The following is a 20,350-nucleotide window of genomic DNA, read 5'->3' as shown; positions in this document are numbered from 1 at the left end:
CTACCTCAAGAGGAGTTCTCTGTGCTGGACAGTGCGCCCACGATCGTGGCCGAAACGATTGTTCCCTTCGTATTCAAACTCGTGGGGGCGATCGCCCTCTGGATCGTGGGCGGCTGGCTGATTCAGCTTGCCCTGCGGATTCTGCGCCGCAGCCTGGTGCACAGCAGCCTCGATGCCACCGTCATCAGCTATCTGCTGAATGTGCTGGGGGCCGTGCTGCGGGTGATTCTCGTGGTGGCGATCCTGGGCTTCTTCGGCATCCAGACCACCAGCTTCGCCGCCCTGCTCGCCGGTGCCGGCGTGGCCATCGGCGCCGCCTGGAGCGGCATGCTCGGCAACTTCGCCGCGGGTGTCTTCCTGCAAGTGTTCCGCCCCTTCAGCGTGGGCGACTTCATCAGCGCCGCCGGCGTCACCGGCACAGTTGAGGAAATCGGCATGTTTGTCAGTTCGATCCAGTCGCCTGACAATGTGCGCAACATCATTCCGAACGGCAAGCTGTTCGGCGACAACATCCAGAACTATTCTGTCCATCCCTTCCGCCGGGTGGACCTGGTGGCCCAGCTCGACAACAAGGCCGATGTGCCCCAGGCCATTGCCCTGCTGAAGGACGCCCTCAAGTCGATCCCCAACCAGTCCGAGGGCCATCCCGCCGATGTGGAGATCCTGGAGTTCAGCGAGCGCGGTCCGCGCCTGGCCGTTCGCCCCTACACCCACACCAAGCACTACTGGCAGGTCTACTTCGACACCAACCGCCTGATCGTGGATGTGCTGGGGCGCCACGGCTTCCCGGTGCCCAGCATCCCGGTGGCCGTGAATGGCTCACCGGCCGTGGGCGCCGGTGCCGCCGCAGCTCTGGGGACGGGTGGCACGCCGGCCTGAGCGGTCCTAGCGGACCAGACCTCAGAATGGGCGCACGCATCTGGGGCCCGTGCCATCAGATGGGCCAGCCAACGTGGCTTCCCAACCGCCTGATCCCCACGCCATCACACCCCGCCCGCCAACCCCCATCCGCCGCGGCTGGGATCCCTCACGCCACGGCTTCCTGCTGCTGCCGGGCGATGGTCTGGTGCTGGTGTCGGACGCCCTTGCGGTGCTGCACCTGGATCGCACCGCAAGGGCCCTGTTCGGCAGCCACGCCGGGCAGCTGGAGCAGGCCCATCTGCCGGCGGTGTGGCCCGAGCTGGCCGACCTGATCGCCACCCACCGTGACGATCTGGAGCAGGGTCCCCTCGATCTGGATCTGCCGTCGCCCCAGGGCCAGCTGAATCTGCGCCTGTTCCGCACCGATGATGGCGTGGGGGTGGGCCTGCTGGCCCAGGCGGCGGCTGAGGCCAGTACCGAACCGCGGTTGCGGCTCTTCGAGGGCCTGCTCAACACGATCCAGGACGCCCTGTTGATCACCCTGGCCGAGCCGATGGACCGGCCGGGCCCGATCATTGTTTACGCCAACGAGACCCTGCTGCGCGAGACGGGTTTCAGCAGCGAGGAGGTGCTGGGCCGAAGCCCGCGGCTGTTCCAGGGGCCTGACACCGACCACACCGTCACGGCGGAGTTCGGCGCGGCCCTGCGGCGCTGGGAGTCCCCCACCATGGAGGTACTCAACTATGACCGCGCCGGCAATCCGTACTGGATTGAGCTCAAGGTGGCGCCGTTTGCCGACAGCGACGGCTGGTTCACCCATTGGGTTTCGGTGCAGCGGGATGTGTCGGATCGCCGCGCCGGCGAGCAGGCGCTCGCCCAGCAGGCCCTCAGTGATCCGCTCACCGGTCTGCCCAATCGGCGTGGCCTGGCCGAGCGGCTGGATCTGGCCCTGGCCCGGCTGCAGCGCCGTCCGGGCCTGCTGGCGCTGATCTTCTGCGATCTGGATCGCTTCAAGGAGGTGAACGATCGCTACGGCCACGCCACCGGCGATGCCCTGCTGCTCGAACTGACGCGCCGCCTCCAGACCGTGCTGCGCAGCAATGACACCCTGGCCCGCCTGGGTGGCGATGAGTTCGTGGTGCTGGTGGAGACCATGGCCAGTGAGGACGATGCGGTGCAGCTGGCCCAGCGCCTGCAGGCCTGCCTGGCGGAGCCCTGGCGCCATGGCGGGGAGGAGCTGTCGCTGTCGATGAGCATGGGGGTGGCGATGAGCACCCACGGCCGCACCTCGGCCGAGGAGCTGATGCGCCGCGCTGATCTCACCATGTATCAGGTGAAAGTGGCCGGCCGTGACGGGGTGGCGGTCTATGACGCCGATGTGGATCAGGCGGTGCAGGCGAGCGTGAGCCTGCGCCAGCAGCTGGAGCAGGGCCTGCGCCACGATCGGCTGCTGCTCCACTACCAGCCGATCGTGAACCTGGAGGACGGGACGATCCTCGGGGCCGAGGCCCTGGTGCGCCTCCAGGGTTCTGACGGCGATCTGATCCCGCCGGATCGCTTCATTCCCATGGCCGAGCGCACCGGCCTGATCGTGCCGATGGAGCGCTGGGTGCTCTCCCGCGCCATCGACACCCTGCGGGACTGGCAGCGCCAGGGCAAGTCCTGGCAGATGTCGATCAACGTGAGTCCCTACCACCTGGAGACGGCCACGCTGGTGCAGGAGCTGCTCGAGCAGCGGGAGCGCACCGGCGTGGATCTGGCCGGCCTGCGCATCGAGGTCACCGAGACGGTGCTGCTGCGGGAGCACGCCCAGGCGTTCCACGATCTCTCGGTCCTCAAGCAGGCGGGCGTCACCATCGCCCTCGACGACTTCGGCACCGGCTACTCCAGCCTCTCCTGGCTGAGCCAGCTGCCGGTGGACATCGTCAAGCTGGACCAGTCGTACATCCGCCAGATCGACGACGACCCTCGTTGCGCCACCTTGATCCGCGGCTTCGTGCGGGTGTTCAAGGAGCTGGGCCTGCTGGTGGTGGCCGAGGGCATCGAGACCGAAGGGCAGCGCCAACTGCTGCTGGCCATGGGCTGCCAGGTGGGCCAGGGCTACCTGTTCGGCCGGCCCGCTCCCCTTGCTGACTGGACCTCTGGCCCTGGGTAGGCCGGTGGTCAGCGCGTGGGGATCTGACGCCCCTTCCACTCGATTGTGCCGCGCTCCAGGTTGAGGATTGCCGTCAGGAACACCCCCAGGAAGAACAGCACCGGGATCGGGAAGACCAGGTTGATCCAGCCGAAGCTCCCCACCCGCCGCGACAGCACCCCCAGCTGCAGGGCGAAGGCGCCGTAGATCGCCGCGTTCAGCCAGGGATCGGGGTTGCCCACCAGGGGCCAGCCCAGCAGGGCGGCCGGCAGGCACCAGGCGGCCCAGAACAGGCCCGAGATCCAGAGCAGCACCCCCAGGAGCCAGGGCCAGCGCACCTCGGCGGCGGCGGTGGCGAAGTTCTTGCTGAAGCCGATCACCATGTCCCGCAGACCGCCGGGATACATGCGGTACTCGATCTGGCCCCTGCCGATGAAGGCGCTCACTGGCAGGGCGGCCCGCTCGTAGAGGTGGGCCAGGAACCAGTCCTCCACCACCTGGCCCGCCACGGCCGCGTGGCCGCCGCTCTGCTGGTAGTCGGCCCGGCTGGTGGCCATCGCCGGCCCGAAGGCCACGCCCACGTTGGGCCCCAGCGGCACCGCCATCAGCCCCACCAGGTTGAACAGCAGGGAGAGCTGCTCGTAGGGCTTCTCGGTGCGGTGGAACGGCTGCACCGACACCAGCCCTCCCAGCCGCTGCTGGGCCGCCAGCAGGTGTTCCAGGAAGCGGGGGCCGGGCACGGTGTCGGCATCGAGGAACACCAGGCACTCGCCGCCACTGGCGAGCACGCCGTGGTGCAGCGCCCAGGTCTTGCCGCACCAGCCGGCCGGCAGCGGCGGGGCCTGCAGGACCAGGGCACCGGCGCCGCTGGCGACGGCGGCGGTGCCGTCGCTGGAGTGATCGTCGATCACGATCACCTCCAGGGGCTGCAGGCTCTGCCGGGCCAGGGCCGCCAGCAGGTGGGGGAGGGTTCCCTCCTCGTTGCGGGCTGGGATCAGCACCGACAGCCGCAGCGCGCCGCGCCGCGCCTCCAAGGACAGTCCCCCTGTCGGGTTGGGGGCCTCAGGCAGGGCCGGCATGCGCAGGCAGAGGAACCAGCCGAGCAGCCAGCGCACCAGCAGGGAGATCTCCACCAGTCCCATGGAGGACTCCATCCCGACGCTGTGTTCCGAAGGCTAGGAGCGCCGCCGGGGCCGGGACTCCTAGCCGCCACGCCACGGCATGACAGCTGATCCGGCACTGCAGCCAAACCGCGGCACACCAGCCGATCGTCCCTAGCCTGGATCTGCAGCCGCACTGGAGCGATGCACTTCTGGGCTCCCGAGATCGATCCCGCCCACCCCATGGACTGCACCCAGGCCGAGCACTACGTGCTCACGCGCCTGGAGTCCGGCACATTCCTGGCCATCGCCGGTGAGGACCAGCACCTGGAGGATGTGGCTGATGCCCTGGCCGCCCACCGCTTCCACACCCACGAGGCGGCCCTGCGGGCTGCCGAGGAGCTCAACCGGCTCGGCCAGGGGCCCGTGGACGTGGTCAAGCTGGACTGAGGCTCGCCCCATGCTAGTTTGTAAGGCGATTCATAGATTTCTCTCCAGTTAGCTCGCAACTTTCTTCAGGGCTGTCGACGAGTCGGTTCATAGTTTTCCAGTTCATGACAATTTACGTTGGGAATCTGTCCTTCGATGCCGAAGTGGCCGATCTCGAACACCTGTTCACCGAGTACGGCCAGGTGAGCAAGTGCACCCTTCCCCTCGACCGTGACACCGGTCGCAAGCGCGGTTTTGCCTTTGTGGACATGGCCAATGCGGCCGATGAAGACAAGGCGATCAGCGACCTCCAGGATGTGGAGTGGATGGGCCGCAACATCCGTGTCAACAAGGCTGAGCCCCGCACCGGTGGCGGCGGCGGCGGTGGCGGTGGTCGCGGCGGCTACGGCGGCGGCGGCGGTGGTTATGGCGGTGGCGGTGGTGGCTACGGCGGCGGTGGCGGCGGCAACCGCTACTGAGCTCCGGGCTACTTAGCCCCTGGGCTGCTGAGCTACCGAGTTTCGGAAGCCACTGAGTTTCGGGAACCACTGAGTTTCGGGAACCACCGAGTTCCTGCCCCACTCAGTTGAACGGGTCCGCTCACTGCGGATCCAACAGCCCAAACCAAGTTCTGCTTGGATTCCGGGTGCCCGATTCAGGTCGGCACCCTCCTCAACCGTCCCCGATCCGGGGGCGGTTTTTTTGCGCGTGAGCCCCAGGCGATACCGACCGGGGACTGGGGCGCTGCGGCCGGGGAGCTGGGGACAGCGCGTCTATGCACCCAACCGAGGAGGCCAGCCCGCGAGGTCGGAACGGCCCCCGTGGCCTGGCTTTAGCCCTCGGCCACCAGCAGGGCCGTGGCCTGCTCTTCCTCCACCTCGCGCCGCACCTGGTTGAGGATGTGGTCCGGGGACTTGTAGCGCCGGGGCAGGCAGTGGTGCAGGGTCGCCAGACGGCTCCAGCAGAGGGTGCGCTGGATCGTGGTGGCCCCACGGCCCTCCTGCACCAGCATCTTCATGGCCCGCCGGTAGAGGTAGTACTTCGACTCGAGTTCACCGATCGTCAGGGAAGGCTGTTCGCTCATGGGTTTCGATCGAGGGGTTCGCAGTCGGCAGGCGGTGGGGCCTGGCAGGGGCCTGGCCAGGGCCACAGCCGCAAGGGGGCCGGGCCGAGGCCGATGGAGCTGGTGCTGAAGGCTTGGAGGGGCTGGGGCTGCAGGCCAGGGCTTGCAGGCTGGACACCGCCGTTGGGCAGCAGGCGCCGTTTGGCTGGACCTGCTGTTTGGCAGGACGTGCGGATTGGGAGTAGACGGGATCGGCTGCGGCCCATGGCTCTGGGACGGCACGATGCGAACCCGGACCTCAGGGGTGCGCAGCTTGAAGTGGCAACGCGGTGGGACCGCGGGAGCAGGTGGGCCAAGGCTTCCGGAGAAGGAACCTGTTGCCGAACCCCTAGCTTAGGTCAGCTGCATGGGCGCTCCGCCAGCCAGGCCAGCAGCTGCTCGATCGGCATCGGTTCGGCCAGCAGGTAGCCCTGGATCAGATCGGCCTCCACCTCGGCCGCCAGCTCCCGCTGCGCCGCGGTCTCGATGCCTTCGATCACCACTGAGGCCCCCAGGGCGTGGCCCATGTCGGTGGCGGAGCGCAGAATCCGCCGGCCCTGGGCATCGCCGCCGCAGCCCTGCAGAAAGTGGTGGTTCAGCTTGACGTAGCGCGGCTGCAGGTCCTGCAGCAGGCGGATGTTGGAGTAGCCCATGCCGTAGTCGTCGATGCAGGTCTCGGCCCCCTGGCGGCCCAGCCGCTGCAGCGTGGCCAGGGCGTGGGCGTGTTCAGGCAGGAACACGCTCTCCCGTGCCTCCAGCACAAGGCCCGCCAGCGCTGACGGTTCCGAGCCTGGAGCGAGCTGGTTGGCCAGGTCGGGATCCTGGAGCTGCCGCACCGACAGGTTGACGCTCACCCGCAGTGCGTCCGCGCCGCTGGCCTTCAGGCGCGCCAGGTCGGCCCGCAGCAGCCCCAGCACCAGCGGCGAGAACTGGCGCACCAGGCCGCTCTCCTCGGCGAAGGCGATGAAGTCGCCGGCGGCAACGCTGGCCCCGTCGCGGCGCCAGCGCAGCAGCGCCTCCACCCCCCACACCTGGCCATCGGCCACGCCCAGGATCGGCTGGTAGTGGAGCTCGAACTGGCCGGCGCCGATCGCCACTGCGATCTGCTGCTGCATCTGGCGCCGCTCCTCGGCGGCAGCATTCATCTGGGGCGTGAAGTAGGCGAAGGCGTCGCCGCCGGCGGCCTTGACCGCATACATCGCGGCATCGGAGGTGCCCATCAGCCCCTCCAGCTCCCCGGCATCGTCGGGATAGAGACTGATCCCCACGCTGCCCCCCACCAGCACCTCGGCGCCGGCGATGGCGATCGGCTGCCGCAGCATCGCCATCACGCGCTCCAGCATCGACTCCAGCTCGCCCATGCCGTCGTAGCCCGAGACGACGATGCCGAACTCGTCCCCGCCGAGGCGGCCCACGCAGTCCTGGCCGCGTACCACCTGCTGGAGGCGGTCGCTGATCGTCTGAAGGACCACGTCGCCGGCGTCGTGGCCGTACTGATCGTTGACCTCCTTGAAGTGATCGAGGTCGACCCAGGCCAGGGCCAGCTGGCTCTGGTCCCGCTGGCAGCGGCTGATCTCCCGCTGCAGGGTGTCGGTGAAGGTGCTGCGGTTGAACAGCCCGGTGGCGGCATCGAACCGGGCCTGGCGCTCCAGCAGCTGGGTCGATTCGCGCAGGGTGGTCACGTCCTGCACCACCAGCAGCGCCACCGTGTCGCCGATGGGCTGGTGCAGCAGGTGGGTCTCCGCCGTCACCCACACCAGCCGGCCGCTGTGGCTGCGCAGCTGCAGCTCGCGCAGGCCATCGCGCAGCGGCGGTTCGGGGGCGTCCGTTCCGTCCGCTTCCGGCGTCGGTGCCACCGGCACCCGCAGCCGCTCCAGCGAGAGCCCCACCACCGACTCGGCGCTGAAGCCCACCAGCTCGCAGAAGGCCCCGTTGGCCATCACCACCCGGCCCTGGCCGTTGAGCACCGCCACGCCGAACACCTGGGTGCGGAACACCGATTCGAAGATCGAGGCCATCTCCAGGGCCCGGGCCTCGGCCGCCTGCAGCGGGCTCACATCGGCCAGGGTGCCCACCACGCAGCGCTCCGCCCCTTCGCCCACCACCGTGGCCACCTCGTTCAGCCACAGCCACTGGCCGTCGCGGCGCTGCAGCCGGTAGCGCACCGCCCAGCGGGGCTGGCCGCTCTCCCGTGCCGCCCGCACCTGCTCCCGGTCCGCCGGATCGATGCGCCCGTCCAGCAGGCCGGGCTGGTCCTGCAGTTCGGCGGCGCTCCAGCCGGTGAGGCTGGCCATGCGGGCGCTGGCATAGAGCAGCCGCTGCATGGCGCCATCGCGTTTCCACACCGCCTCCTCCAGGGCATTGGTGAGGTTGGTGAACTCCGCCAGGGCCGCCTCGGCGGCGGTGCGCAGCCGCACCAGCTCGCCCACGTCGGTGAGGGTCACGATCGCGCCGCGGCGGCGGCCGTCCCGCTCCAGGTAGGGCTGCACCTGCACCAGGTAGGCGCCGCCCTCGCCGCTGGCCTCGATCGCCACCCGCGGCCCGCCCGCCAGCACCGACTCCAGGGCCGGTTGCAGGCCGGGCAGCGGCAGGGTGGTGGGGATGCCGATCAGGGGCTGGCCGAGGTCGCCCTGCACCAGGGCGAAGATGCGCACCGCCAGGGGCGAGTAGCGGGTCACCCGCAGCTCCTGATCGACGATCACCATGCCCTGGTTGAGGGAGGCCTGGATGTTCTCCAGGTCGTTGTTGAGCAGCTCCTGCTCCTCGCTGTGCTGGCGCAGCTCGGCATTGAGGATGCCCAGCTCCTCGTTGGTGGCCTGCAGTTCCTCGTTGGCGGCCTCCAGCTCCTCGTTCGACGACTGCAGTTCCTCCGAGGAGGCCTGCAGCTCCTCCGAGGAGGCCTCCAGCTCCTCGTTGGCGGTCTCCAGCTCGGCCAGGGAGCGGCGCAGGCAGTCCTGACTGCTGAGCAGCTCCCGCTCCAGCCGCTCGATCTCGCGGCCGAAGGAGCTGTCTGTCTCCAGCACCCGCGCCGGCTGGCCGCCGGGCCCGGCCCCGCCCGTCGCCGTAGCGCCGGCCCCGGGGCCCTCCGGCTCGGTGAGGAAGGAGAGGATCGTGAGCTCGCGATCGCCCACCGGCAGCGGCCGTGCCTCCAGCCGGATCGGCCGCTCCAGGCCGGGCAGAGTCAGGGCCCGGCTCTGGATCGGCACCCCGTCGGCCCGGGCGATCAGAAACAGGGTGCGGGCCTCCACCTGCAGTTCGGGCCGCAGGAACGAGCCGGCGGCGGTGGTGATCCGCCCCTCCGGCACCCGGCAGTAGGCCGACACATCCCCCACCACCTCCACCAGGTTGTGGGCCTCATCCAGCACCAGGCAGGGGGCGCAGACCGTGCGCACCAGGGCCTCCAGCAGGGCCGTGTGCTGCTCGGGAACGCTGTCGCGGATGATCGCGATGCGGCTGGCGGCCGGCAGGGGTGGCAGCAGCGTGGCGCTCAGGCCGCTGCGGGCCGAGGGTCCGCTGATCGTCGGCAGGTTGGCGCGTGGGTTCTCCGCGGTGCGGCTGTAGAGGCGATGCTCCTGGTCGGCGCTGGCGAATCCCGGCGTGCGATTGCCCAGCAGTTCGGAGCTGCCCAGCATCAGCAGGCCGCCGGGCAGCAGGCCGTAGCGGAACAGGGCCAGCACCTGCTCCTGCAGCGGCGCCGTGAAATAGATCAGGGTGTTGCGGCAGGAGATCAGGTCCAGCCGCGGGAAGGGCGGATCCTCCGTCACGTTGTGGCGGGCGAACACGGCGCACTCGCGGATCGCCTCCTGGATCTCGATCCCCTGGCTGCCCTCGCTGAAGAAGCTCTGCCGCAGCCGTGGTGGAATCGCCTGGGCCGAAGCGAGGGGATAGAGGCCGCGGCGGGCGGTCGCCAGGCTGCCCTCGTCGAGGTCGGTGCCGAAGATCTTGAGCTGGTGGGCCAGGTGAACCGGATGGTCCAGCAGCTCGCTGAACAGCATCGCGATCGTGTACACCTCCTCGCCGGTGGCGCAGCCCGGCACCCACACCCGGTATTGCTCGCTGCAGCCCTTGTGGGCGATGTAGAGGCGCAGCTGGTCGGCGAGGGCCTCGAAGCACTCCGGGTCGCGGAAGAAGGCGGTGACGTTGACCAGCAGGTTGTGGGCCAGGGCCACGGCCTCGTCGGCGTCGGCCGCCAGCAGGGGCAGGTAGTCCTCCACGCTGCTCACCTGGCGGATCGCCATGCGCCGCTGCACCTGGCGCCGCAGGGTGGAGGGCTTGTAGCGGGAGAAGTCCACCCCCACCACCCGTTTGAGCCGGCCCACCACGTCCTGCAGCAGCTCCGCCCGGGGGGCCGGCAGGCTGTGGCCCACCCAGTCGCCGCCGCCGGCCACCAGGTCGGCCAGGCGCTGGCCGATGGCGCGGGCATCGAGCACCAGATCGGCGCCGCCCAGGGCGATCGCCGCCTTGGGCATGCCTTCGAACTTGGCACTCTCCGGCGTCTGCACCACCGTGAGGCCCCCGGCCGCCCGCACCGAGCGCAGGCCGTGGGCCCCATCGGAACCCGTGCCCGAGAGCACCACGGCCACGCCGCGGCTGCCCCAGTGCTCGGCCACCGATTCGAACAGCAGGTCGATGCTGGGGCTGGGCCCGAAGCGGCCCTTGGGTTCCACCACCCGCAGCCGGTCAGCCAGCACGGTCACGTCGTGGTTGGGGGGCGCCACGACGATCACATCGGGCTCCAGCCGCGCCCCATCCACCGCCTGCACCACCGACAGGCCCGTGGCCCGCGACAGCAGCTCCACGATCAGGCTGCGGTGCTCCGGCGAGAGGTGCTGGGCCACCACATAGGAGACGCGGCCGCTGGGCACCAGGCTGCCGATCAGATCCTGCAGGGCCTCCAGGCCGCCGGCGGAGGAGCCGATGGCCACGAGCTGGCGGCCCGGGTCCTGGGCGGCGGTGTCGGGGGGGGTGGCCGGCGGCGGGCTCTGCGGCATCCAGGCCTCGGGGGGCAAGTTCACCGTAGACAGGACCTGGCGGCCCCAGCCATCGGCACTGCAGCCCCGCGCCGGCCCGTGTTCCCCCCGACTGCGACAGCGTGTGGGCGGATACTGAATTTCCTGGAAATCGGCCTAGGGTCCACCTATGGCTCAGTTACCAGCAGCGCCGCAGAGCGGCCCCCTGTCTTCCGCGTTCACGTCTACGCCTACATCCACTACAAACTCATCCACTTCAAAGTCCACGTCGAGCGCCACTACCAGCGAACGGAGTTCCAGTGCCAGCCCAGCTCGTGTGATCCACTCCGGTCACACCCTGGTGGTTCTCGATGAGCCCTGGGCCTCGGGCCAGCGCAAGCGCTACCTGAACTCCCTCCAGACCAGCGAGCTGGCGGCCTGAGCAGCGGGCCATGGGCCAGCGCACCGGCCTGGTGTTCGACCCGGCCTTTGGTCTGCACGACACCGGGGCGGGCCACCCAGAATCACCCCAGCGGCTCGAGGCCCTGATCCAGGGCCTCGAGGGTGCGGGCCTGCGCCAGCGCTGCAGGCCCATCCCGGCTCGGCCCGCCACAGACGCCGAGCTGTTGCGCTGCCACAGCCGCCGCTACCTGCAGACCGTCCAGCGCGACATCGCCTACGGCCGCGAGCAGCTCTCCACCGGCGACACGCCCCTGGGCGACCACTCCGAGGAGGTGGCCAGGCTGGCTGCCGGCGGTCTGCTGGCGGCCGTGGAGGCGGTGCTGGCGGGCCAGGTGGCCAATGCCTTCGCGGCGGTGCGGCCGCCCGGCCACCACGCAGAGCCGGAGCGGGGCATGGGCTTCTGCCTGTTCAACAACGTGGCCATCGCCGCCCGCCACGCCCAGGAGGCCCTGGGCATCGGCCGGGTACTGATCGTCGACTGGGACGTGCACCACGGCAACGGCACCCAGGCGATCTTCTGGAATGATCCGAGCGTGCTCTATTTCAGCGTGCACCAGTGGCCCCTCTACCCCGGCACGGGGGCGGCGAGCCAGCGGGGCGGTGGCCCAGGTGAGGGCTTCACGATCAACTGCCCCCTGCCACCGGGCTCCGGCCGGGCAGCGGTGCTCGGGGCCCTGCGGGACCAGCTGCTGCCGGCGGCCGAGGCCTTCCAGCCCGAACTGGTGCTCGTCTCCGCCGGCTTCGATGGGGCCCTGGGCGATCCCCTGGGCGATTTCCTGCTGCTGGATGTCGACTTCGGGGAGCTGACCCGGCTGGTGCGGGGCATCGCTGAGCGGCACGCCGGCGGTCGGCTGGTGTCCGTGCTGGAGGGTGGCTACGACCTGGCCGGTCTGGCCCGGTCGGCGGCGGCCCACGTGGCGGCGCTGCTGGAGCCTCCGGAGCGGCCGGAGCTCCTGGAGCCCAGCACCTAGGCCGGCTCCAGCAGGCTGATGCGGGCCTCCACCACGTCCGGGGTGCCGTGCAGGCTGAAGCCCAGCTTCTGGCAGACGTGCTGCATGGCGCCGTTCTCGTGCAGGATCTCGGCAGTCACCTCCGCCAGGCCCTCGTCGCGGCCGATGCGCAGCAGCTGGCCCAGCAGCTCGGTGCCCAGGCCCTGGCTCTGGTAGGGATCGCTCACCAGCAGTGAGAACTCGGCGCTGGCGCTGGCATGGCTGCGGCTGAGGCGCCCCACGGCCAGCACCGTGTGGCGGCCGGACTCGGGATCGCGCCGGTCCACCACCAGGGCCATCTCGCGGTCGTAGTCGGTGAAGCAGATGCGCACCAGCCGCTCGTGGGTGATGCGGCTGCTCAGCGACATCATGTGGAAGTAGCGGTAGTAGACGCTCTCCTCCGAGAGGGTGCGGTGGAAGGCCACCAGCAGCGGCTCATCCTCGGGGCGGATCGGCCGGATCGTCACCGCCGTGCCGTCGCGCAGCCGCCAGGTTTTCACGTACTGGCTGGGGTAGGGCCGCACCGCCGGCCTGGGCAGCCCGCAGCTGTCGCCGGCGGCGTCGGCCAGCACGATGCGGGCATCGAGGGCGACCAGCTGCGTGGTCGGAGCTTCGGTCGGGGCTTCTGCAGCTGAAGCAGCATCCGTCCGGGCCTGGACGCCTGGGGTCCAGGAGACGAGCAGGGGGTTGATGTCGAGTTCACGGATCAGCGGCTGCTCCAGCACCAGCTGGCTCACCCGCACCAGCAGCTTCTCCAGCTCCGCCAGGTCCGCCGCCGGCCGGCCCCGCGACCCCTGCAGGGCGCCATACACCTTGGTCTGCTCCATCAGCCGTCGCGCCAGGGTGGTGTTGAGCGGCGGCAGGGCCACGGCGCTGTCGCGGTAGACCTCCACCAGGGTGCCGCCGGTGCCGAACAGGATCACCGGCCCGAACTCGGGATCCACGCTGCTGCCCACGATCAGCTCGATCGCCCCCTGCAGCCGCAGCATGGGCTGCACCGTCACGCCCCCGAAGGCCGCCCTGCCCTGGCCCTCGCCGATGCGGCGCTCCATGGCGAGGAAGGCCTGCTCCACCTCAGCGGGGCCCTGCAGGTTGAGCTGCACGCCCTCCACATCGCTCTTGTGGCTGATGGTGGTGCTGTGCAGTTTCACCACCACCGGGTAGCCGATGGCCCCGGCTGCCGCCACCGCCTGCTCGGCCGTGCTGGCCAGGCGCGTCTCCACCACGGGGATGGCGTAGGCCGAGAGGATCGCTTTGGCCTCGCTCTCGCTGAGTTGTTGGCGGCCCTGGGCCTGGGCCTCGGCCAGGATCTGGCGCACCCGCGGCCGCTCGCCGGGCCCGCCGGATCCGGGGCCATCGGATTCCGCCTCCGGCAGCAGCTCCGGCGTCTCATAGATGCCCCGCAGGTTGTAGCTGTAGCGCCACAGGGTGTTGAACAGACGTGCGGCGGCATCGGGGTAGCGGTTGGTGGCGATGCCGGTGCCGTTGAGGATCGCCTCCCCGGCGGCCACCTCGTCGCCGCCCATCCAGCTGGCCACCAGCGGCTTCTGGCTGGTGGCCGCCAGCTGGCGCAGCCGCTGGGCCGTGGCGGTGGGGTCCGTCATCGCCTGGGGGGTGAGCACCACCAGCAGGCCGTCGCTGTTGGGATCGTCGAGGACGGCGGCGATGGTGTCGGCGTAGCGCTGGGGATCGGCGTCGCCGAGGATGTCGATCGGGTTGCCATGGCTCCATTGGGGCGGCAGCCGCTCGTTCAGGCGGGCCAGGGTCTCGGGGGCCAGGTGCGCCAGCTCACCGCCGGTCATCACCAGGGCGTCGGTGGCGAGCACTCCGGGCCCGCCGGCGTTGGTCACGATCGTGAGCCGGGGACCGGCGGGGCGGCGCGGCTGCTTGGCCAGCACCTCGGCCAGGTCGAACAGGTCGGAGAGGCGATCCACCCGCAGCACGCCGCAGCGGCGGAAGGCGGCCTCCAGCACCGCGTCGCTGCCGGTGAGGGCGCCGGTGTGGGAGGCGGCGGCCTGGGCCGCCTCGGCGGTGCGGCCCCCCTTGATCACCACGATCGGCTTGGTGAGCGCCACCTCCCGCGCCGCCGACATGAAGGCCCGCGCATCGCCGATCGACTCCATGTAGATCACGATGCTGTGGGTGTCGGGGTCATCGCCCAGGGCCGTGATCAGGTCCCCCCAGCCCACATCCAGCATCGAGCCCATCGACACGAAGGCACTGAAGCCCACGTTCTGGCGCTGGCTCCAGTCGAGCACCGCCGTGCAGATTGCCCCCGACTGGCTCAGAAAGCCCACGTGGCCCTGCCTGGCCATGGCCCCGGCGAAGGTGGCGTTCAGCCCCAGGCGCGGGTTCATCAGCCCCAGGCAGTTGGGTCCCAGCAGGCGCATCGGGCTCTGGCGCAGCCGTTCGCGCAGCTCCATCTCCAGGGCCAGTCCCGCGGGCCCCACCTCGCGGAAGCCGGCCGAGAGCACCACCACCGCCTTGACGCCGGCTGCGGCGCAGGCGCTCACCAGGTCTGGCACACCGGCGGCAGGGGTGGCGATCAGCGCCAGGTCCACCGGCTCGGGAATCTCCCCCACGGCGGCGTAGGCCCGGATGCCCAGCACGCTGTGGCGCTTCGGGTTCACCGGAAACACGGTGCCACCGAAGGGATGGCTGATCAGGTTCCAGAGCAGGGTGCGGCCCACGCTGCCGGGCCGCTCCGTGGCGCCGATCACCGCCACGGTGCGCGGCTGGAACAGGGCCGCCAGCGGCTGGCGCTGGGAGCGCAGGATGTCGTAGGTGGGATCGCTCTGCTGGGGCGCTGGTGCTCGGTTCGCAGCCATCGACCCCCGCGCGCCGGCCTCAGCCAAGCAAGGGCGCCGGGCCCCGGCTGGACTCGCAATGGTTGTTGACGGCGGCGGGCGAACCCCCAGCGGCGGCGGCCAGCAGCCGGCCCGCCAGGGCCTCGGCGCTGCGCAGGGCCCCCTCCACTCGGCCGAAGCCCGGACCCGCCACGTAGTCGCCACAGAAACCCAGCCGGCTGGCGGGGCAGAGGGCCAGCTCCAGCGGCAGGCCCGGGGGCCGGGGAAAGGCGGCGCCCCAGCGCATCAGCTGGCGCTCGCCCGCCAGGGAGCGGCGCAGGGCCGCCTTGGACAACCAGCGGCCCAGGGCCTGGCCCAGGGTGTCCTGCAGGGCGGCGCTGAGGGCCTCGATCACGGCCTGTTCCTGCTCGGGCCGCGGCGCCACCCCCAGCTGGCTGGCGATCGAGGAGCGCGAGCCATACACGCTGAGGTGCTCGGAGGCGAAGGTGGCGCTGGAGTGGGCCACTACGGCGCAGCGCCCATCGGCCAGGGGCTGCACCGACAGCCGCGACAGGTTCCAGCGCAGTTGGGCCGCCTCCGAGAACTCCAGCAGCCGGAACGGCAGCTTGCGCCAGGGGGCCGCAGCGGCGGCGGGCACCAGCAGCAGCAGGTTGCTGCGCGCCTCCGACTGGATCGAGGCGAGCACCGCCAGCACGTGCTGCAGCTGGGCGTCCTGCAGGCGGCGGGCGGCGGCGGCCAGGGGCACCTCCGTCCAGTCGAGCAGCAGCCGGCTGCGGGGGTGGGCCAGCAGGGTGCCGCTCAGCACCAGCCAGTCCACCTCCTTGAGCAGCTGGCGATCCGGGCCCAGCAGGCGCCAGCGCCGCTCCGGGGTGATCTCCAGATGGCGTACCAGCTGGCCGTAGTGAATCTCCACGTCAGCTCCGGCTTGCTCCAGCAGACCGCGACAGAGGTGTTCCATTCCCCCGTTGCCCCGGTAGAGGCTGCCCAGGCCGTGGGGGGCGCTGCCGCCGGGATGGAGCTGGCCCTGGCCGTCGAGCTGGGCGATGGGGCCCGTCCACGGCTCGATCCAGCCGCCGGCCAGCAGCGGCTCCAGCAGCGCGGGCGGCGGGCTGGTCGTGAGGTTGAACAGGGGCGCGCCGTGGTCGATGCGTAGGCCGGCGTCCGTGCGGGAGCGTCGGGTGGCGGTGCGCCCACCCGGGCCCCGGCCGCTTTCCCACAGGGAGATCGGCCCAGCCCAGCCCTGGCGCCGCAGTGCCGCGACGCAGGCGCAGCCCGCCGCACCGGCGCCGATCACGGCGAGGGAGCCGGGGTCGCGGATGCCGCCGGGGCCGGTGGCCGGATCGGGTGGGCTGACCATGCAGCGATTCTCCCAGGCCCTCAGAATGGCAATGATTCGTTACGGTGATCCAATCCGCCTACCCGCCTGTGTTCCCGCATCCGCTTGAGTTGCTGTCGGACTTCGTGGGCTACCCATTGCGGCCGCTCGGCTTCGTGGGAACCTGGCTGCATCAGGGTCTGCTGACTCGCCTGGGCTCCGCCAATCCCTTGCCGCTGGCCGGAGCGCCGCTCGGTTGACGGCCTGGGAGGTGCCCGGTCTAGGTGCCCTGGCTGGCGAGCCTCCGCCCCAGCTCCGCCGCCTCCATGGGCCCGCCGAAGTGGAAGCCCTGGAACAGTTCGCAGCCCAGCTCCAGCAGCAGCTCCACCTGGCCGGCGTTCTCCACCCCTTCGGCCAGGGGCGTCATCCCCAGTTGGCGGGCCATGGCGATGGTGGCCGCCACGATGCTGCGGTCGGTGTGGCGGTCCACCAGCGGATCGATGAAGCAGCGATCGATCTTCAGCTTGTGCAGCGGCAGGCGGTGCAGCACTTCCAGGGAGGAGTAGCCGGTGCCGAAGTCGTCGAGGGCGAGCTTGAAGCCCATCCCGGCCAGCTCCTGCATCTGCTCGGTCACCAGGGCCGCATCGCGCTGGATCGCCGTCTCGGTGAGCTCGAATTCCAGCCGCTGCGGCTGGATGCCGTGCTGCTGGCTGCAGCTGTGGATGAAGCGGCCGAGGCTGCGCTCAGGGTCCTGCAGCTGGATGGAGGAGAGGTTGATCGAGAGCAGCGGCAGCGTCAGTCCCTGGCGCTCCCAGGCCGCCAGCTGACGGAAGCTCTCCTCCAGCACCCACTGACCGATGGCGTGGATCAGGCCGGTGCGCTCCGCCAACGGGATGAAGTTGGCGGGAGACTGGGGCTGGCCCCGCTGATCGATCCACCGCAGCAGCGCCTCGGCCCCCACCACCTCGCCGCGGCCGTCGGTCTGGGGCTGGAACACCAGCCGCAGCTGGTCCCGATCGACCGCCCGGGCCAGCTCCTGCTCCAGCTGGGTGCGCACGAGCAGGCGGGCGCTGATCAGGTTGGAGTACACCTCCAGCTGGCGAGGCCCCCGCTGCTTGGCCTCGGTGAGGGCCGTGTTGGCCCGCTGCAGCAGCTCGAGCGGATCGCCGGCGTGCTCCGGCCACACGCTCACCCCAACCGTGACGGCCAGGGTGACGGCGAGGTGCTCCTGGATCGGCAGGGGCCTGGCCAGCTGGCGCTGCAGCTCCACCGCCAGGCTGCGGGCCTCACCGATGCTGTGGACCCGGGAGCTCAGGACCAGGAATTCGTCGCTGCCCGTGCGGGCCACCCAGTCGGCCGGTCCGAGAAGTTTCCGCAGCCGGCGGCCGGTCTCCTCAAGGACCCGGTTGCCGATCGCGATACCGAAACTGTCGTTGATCGCCTGGAAGTCGTCGATGTCCAGACAGATCGTTGCCAGGTTGCTGGTGTGGGGCAGCTCCCGCAGCAGCTGCTCCAGATGGCGATGGCTGGCGGCCCGGTTCGGCAGGCCCGTTACTCCGTCGCGGTAGGCGGTGTGCTTCAGCTTCTCCTTCACCGCGCTGGCGGCCGTCACGTCCTGGAGGGTGCCGACCACGCCGACGGCCTGACCGCGGCGGCCCGATTCGATGCGGGCGCGCAGCACCACCACCTTGCGTCTGCCACCGGCAAGCTTCAACCGGTGTTCCAGCTCCAGGGGACGGCCCCCCTGGACGAGCTGGCGGATGGCTTGCCGCAACGCCGGTCGATCGTCGGGGTGCACCCGGGCGAGATAGAGGCGCAGCTGGGGGCGGCGGCTGTCGGGGAACTCGAGGATCTGCTCGATCTGGGGAGACCAGGTGATCGGCCCGTGCAGGCTGCGCAGTTGCCAGCTCCCCAGCTGGGCCAGCCGCTCGGCTTCGAGCAGCTGGCGATTCGAGAGTTCGAGTTGCTCCTTAATGCGCAGCAGCTGGAAGCGTTCGCGGGCGGCGGCGAGCAGCAGTTTCTGGCCGCCGCAGCGCACCAGCTCCAGATGGACCTCCACGGCGAGGGTGGTGCCGTTGCGATGCCGGAGGCTGGTGCTGAAGCTCAGCCGTCCGCGCTTGCGCAGGTCCGCTTTCACGGCTTCGACCCAGGCCTGGTCATGGGCCGGGTCTGCCAGGAGATCAGAGGGGGGGAGCGCCAGGTACTGCTCGCGGGTGTAGCCGAGCTGCTGGTGGGCGGTGACGTTGCAGTCGACGATGGCGCCCCCGACGGCGTCGAGGATCGTGCACGCTCCGTCGACGAGGTCCAGCAGATGGCGGTAGAGGGCGGCCTGGCTGGGGAAGGCGCAGGGGGCGCCGCCGGCTACGCCCTGCGCCGCCGTGGCAACCTCGAGCTGGGCCTCCGGACCTGCCACAACCGGCTTCTCAAGACCCGCAATGTAGGGCTTGGAGAGGCCGCTGCCAGCGCCTCAGGGCTTGGGGTCAGCCGAGGCCGCCGCCGGGGCCGAGCAGGGTGGCCAGGCCGATCTGGTGCAGGATTCCCTGGCCGGTGATGGCCTCGGTGAGCACGCCGATCACGAAGCCGAGCATGGCGGCGCGACCGTTGAACAGCTCCACGCGCTTGAGCTGTTCTGCGTGGATCTGGGCGGTGGCCGAGGCTTGGAACCAGCCGTCGCTGGCGTTGCGGGAGGCAGTGGGGGCGCTGGTCATGGTGGAGATGCGGTGATGCCACAAATGTAACGAGTTCTTGCGCCTGCTTGACGACTGAGGGGTGCGGCTTCCTCTTCAATGGTGTTGAAACCCTGGTGCCGGCTGGGGCGGCGATAGGGTCGTTTTAGGCAAAGCTCCCCATGACATCCACCGCAGCGCAACAGGATTCGCTCGAGCTCCAGGCCCTGGACGGCGGTCCGATCGGGGTCCTGATCTGCGGCCACGGCAGTCGCAATCGCCAGGCCGTAGCCGAGTTCGCCCAGCTTGCGGAGGGCCTGCGGGCCCTGATGCCGTCGCTTCCGGTGGCCTACGGCTACCTCGAGTTCGCCCGGCCCGTGCTGCGCGATGCCCTCGATGAGCTGCGCGGCCAGGGGGTACGGCGGGTGCTGGCGGTGCCGGGAATGCTGTTCGCCGCCGGCCATGCCAAGAACGACATCCCCTCGGTGCTCAACACCTATGCCGCCGAGACCGGTCTGCGGGTGGACTACGGCCGCGAGCTGGGGGTGGATCTGCAGATGATCCAGGCCGCCGGCGTCCGCCTGCGCCAGGCCCTCGATCGCGCCGATGCCGCCGCCAGCGCCAGCGGTGCCCAGCCCGTGCCCCTGGCCGAGACCCTGCTGGTGGTGGTGGGGCGCGGCTCGTCCGATCCCGATGCCAATTCCAATGTGTCCAAGGTGACGCGGATGCTGGTGGAGGGCTTCGGCTTCGGCTGGGGCGAGACGCTCTATTCCGGCGTCACCTTCCCGCTGGTGGAGCCCGGCCTGCGCCATGCGGTGCGGCTCGGCTTCCGGCGGATCCTGGTGTTCCCCTATTTCCTGTTTTCGGGGGTCCTGGTGAGCCGCATCCGCCAGCACACGGCCCTGGTGGCGGCGGACCATCCCGAGTTGGAGTTTGTGGAGGCCTCCTACCTCGGCGACCACCCGCTGGTGATCGAGACCTTCCGCCAGCGGGTGCTGGAGGTGGTGCGCGGCGAGACCCAGATGAACTGTTCCCTCTGCAAGTACCGGGCCCAGGTGCTGGGCTTCGAGGCCGAGGTGGGCGCGCCCCAGCGCAGCCACCACCACCATGTGGAGGGCCTGGTGGAGGGCTGCACCCTCTGCGAGCACGAGTGCACCGGGGCCTGCCAGCCCGATGGCATCCCCATCCCGCTGGGCCACCAGCACCACCACGGGGCCCACGGGCATGACCACGACCACAGCCATGACCACGAGCATGACCACGAGCACGGTCATGCCCATGAGCACGGTCCCGGCCATGACCACGGCCATGCTCCCTACCCCCACGCCGACCACCCCCTGGGCCCCCGAACCCTGAAGCGGTCGGCCCAGCGCCCGGATGGGGCTGTTTGAGCCGGGCTGATGGACCAGCCAGCAGCTGAGCCTTGATCAGGACTGCTGGAACTGCCCCGCCGGATCGGAGCCGCGGCGCCCGATCGAGCAGGTCGCCTGTGGGACCAGCTTCGGGATCGGCCCCTGCCTCATCCGTCTCGGAGGG

The 20,350-nt window shown here is 70.4% G+C and carries 13 protein-coding genes; 6 read left to right on the top strand and 7 right to left on the bottom strand.

Annotated features, from left to right (window positions below; all coding sequences use genetic code 11):
• Nucleotides 1-45 precede the first annotated feature (45 nt).
• Together CJZ98_RS01385 and CJZ98_RS01380 are read left to right on the top strand one after the other, a co-directional pair.
• Nucleotides 46-879: a mechanosensitive ion channel family protein gene (locus CJZ98_RS01385; RefSeq protein WP_232756099.1), complete on the top strand. Its 834-nt coding sequence runs from the start codon at nt 46-48 to the stop codon at nt 877-879.
• Nucleotides 880-952: 73 nt separating this feature from the next.
• A complete protein-coding gene (locus tag CJZ98_RS01380; RefSeq protein ID WP_157910828.1) occupies nt 953-3,016 on the top strand; it encodes a putative bifunctional diguanylate cyclase/phosphodiesterase in 2,064 nt (687 codons plus the stop codon).
• A gap of 8 nt (nt 3,017-3,024) precedes the next feature.
• On the opposite strand, the gene CJZ98_RS01375 is transcribed toward CJZ98_RS01380, so the two are convergent.
• The gene (locus CJZ98_RS01375) at nt 3,025-4,137 is read right to left on the bottom strand and encodes a glycosyltransferase family 2 protein (RefSeq protein WP_094587736.1); all 1,113 of its coding nucleotides are present in this window, start codon (nt 4,135-4,137) and stop codon (nt 3,025-3,027) included.
• 162 nt (nt 4,138-4,299) lie between these two features.
• Between CJZ98_RS01375 and CJZ98_RS01370 the strand changes: the two genes are divergently transcribed.
• Nucleotides 4,300-4,545: a hypothetical protein gene (locus tag CJZ98_RS01370; RefSeq protein ID WP_094587735.1), complete on the top strand. Its 246-nt coding sequence runs from the start codon at nt 4,300-4,302 to the stop codon at nt 4,543-4,545.
• 104 nt (nt 4,546-4,649) lie between these two features.
• Entirely contained in the window at nt 4,650-5,003 is a 354-nt protein-coding gene (locus CJZ98_RS01365) for an RNA recognition motif domain-containing protein (RefSeq protein WP_094587734.1), read from the top strand.
• 353 nt (nt 5,004-5,356) lie between these two features.
• Here CJZ98_RS01365 and CJZ98_RS01360 read toward each other — a convergent pair whose 3' ends face one another.
• Nucleotides 5,357-5,608 carry a DUF3136 domain-containing protein gene (locus CJZ98_RS01360; protein ID WP_094587733.1) on the bottom strand — a complete coding sequence of 84 codons (252 nt, stop codon included), beginning with the start codon at nt 5,606-5,608 and terminating at the stop codon, nt 5,357-5,359.
• Between the two features lie 377 nt (nt 5,609-5,985).
• Nucleotides 5,986-10,641 carry an EAL domain-containing protein gene (locus CJZ98_RS01355; protein ID WP_094587732.1) on the bottom strand — a complete coding sequence of 1,552 codons (4,656 nt, stop codon included), beginning with the start codon at nt 10,639-10,641 and terminating at the stop codon, nt 5,986-5,988.
• Nucleotides 10,642-11,027: 386 nt separating this feature from the next.
• Between CJZ98_RS01355 and CJZ98_RS01350 the strand changes: the two genes are divergently transcribed.
• Nucleotides 11,028-12,008 carry a histone deacetylase family protein gene (locus CJZ98_RS01350; RefSeq protein WP_094587731.1) on the top strand — a complete coding sequence of 327 codons (981 nt, stop codon included), beginning with the start codon at nt 11,028-11,030 and terminating at the stop codon, nt 12,006-12,008.
• Here the strand turns inward: CJZ98_RS01350 and CJZ98_RS01345 are convergent.
• The 4 genes from CJZ98_RS01345 to CJZ98_RS01330 all read right to left on the bottom strand — a co-directional run bounded on the left by CJZ98_RS01345 (nt 12,005) and on the right by CJZ98_RS01330 (nt 18,856).
• Complete coding sequence (locus tag CJZ98_RS01345) at nt 12,005-14,854, bottom strand: bifunctional acetate--CoA ligase family protein/GNAT family N-acetyltransferase (protein WP_094587730.1); 2,850 nt, start codon at nt 14,852-14,854, stop codon at nt 12,005-12,007. The two genes, CJZ98_RS01350 and CJZ98_RS01345, sit on opposite strands and share 4 nt — an antisense overlap.
• A 19-nt stretch (nt 14,855-14,873) precedes the next feature.
• Nucleotides 14,874-16,190, bottom strand: coding sequence for an NAD(P)-binding protein (locus CJZ98_RS01340; protein WP_094587729.1), 1,317 nt, complete (start codon nt 16,188-16,190; stop codon nt 14,874-14,876).
• A 238-nt stretch (nt 16,191-16,428) separates the two neighbouring features.
• Nucleotides 16,429-18,561 carry a putative bifunctional diguanylate cyclase/phosphodiesterase gene (locus CJZ98_RS01335; RefSeq protein ID WP_094587728.1) on the bottom strand — a complete coding sequence of 711 codons (2,133 nt, stop codon included), beginning with the start codon at nt 18,559-18,561 and terminating at the stop codon, nt 16,429-16,431.
• A gap of 67 nt (nt 18,562-18,628) precedes the next feature.
• Nucleotides 18,629-18,856, bottom strand: a complete 228-nt coding sequence (locus tag CJZ98_RS01330; RefSeq protein WP_094587727.1) for a chlorophyll a/b-binding protein — start codon at nt 18,854-18,856, stop codon at nt 18,629-18,631.
• Nucleotides 18,857-18,996: 140 nt separating this feature from the next.
• Here CJZ98_RS01330 and CJZ98_RS01325 point away from each other — a divergent pair, with 140 nt between their 5' ends.
• Nucleotides 18,997-20,205, top strand: a complete 1,209-nt coding sequence (locus tag CJZ98_RS01325) for a sirohydrochlorin chelatase (protein WP_094587726.1) — start codon at nt 18,997-18,999, stop codon at nt 20,203-20,205.
• Nucleotides 20,206-20,350: the final 145 nt, after the last annotated feature.

This window comes from Vulcanococcus limneticus LL, assembly GCF_002252705.1.
In the GTDB taxonomy this organism is placed as follows: Bacteria; Cyanobacteriota; Cyanobacteriia; order PCC-6307; family Cyanobiaceae; genus Vulcanococcus; species Vulcanococcus limneticus.
Note: the sequence above shows the minus strand (reverse complement) of the source record. Positions and strands in the feature narration are given on the sequence as shown.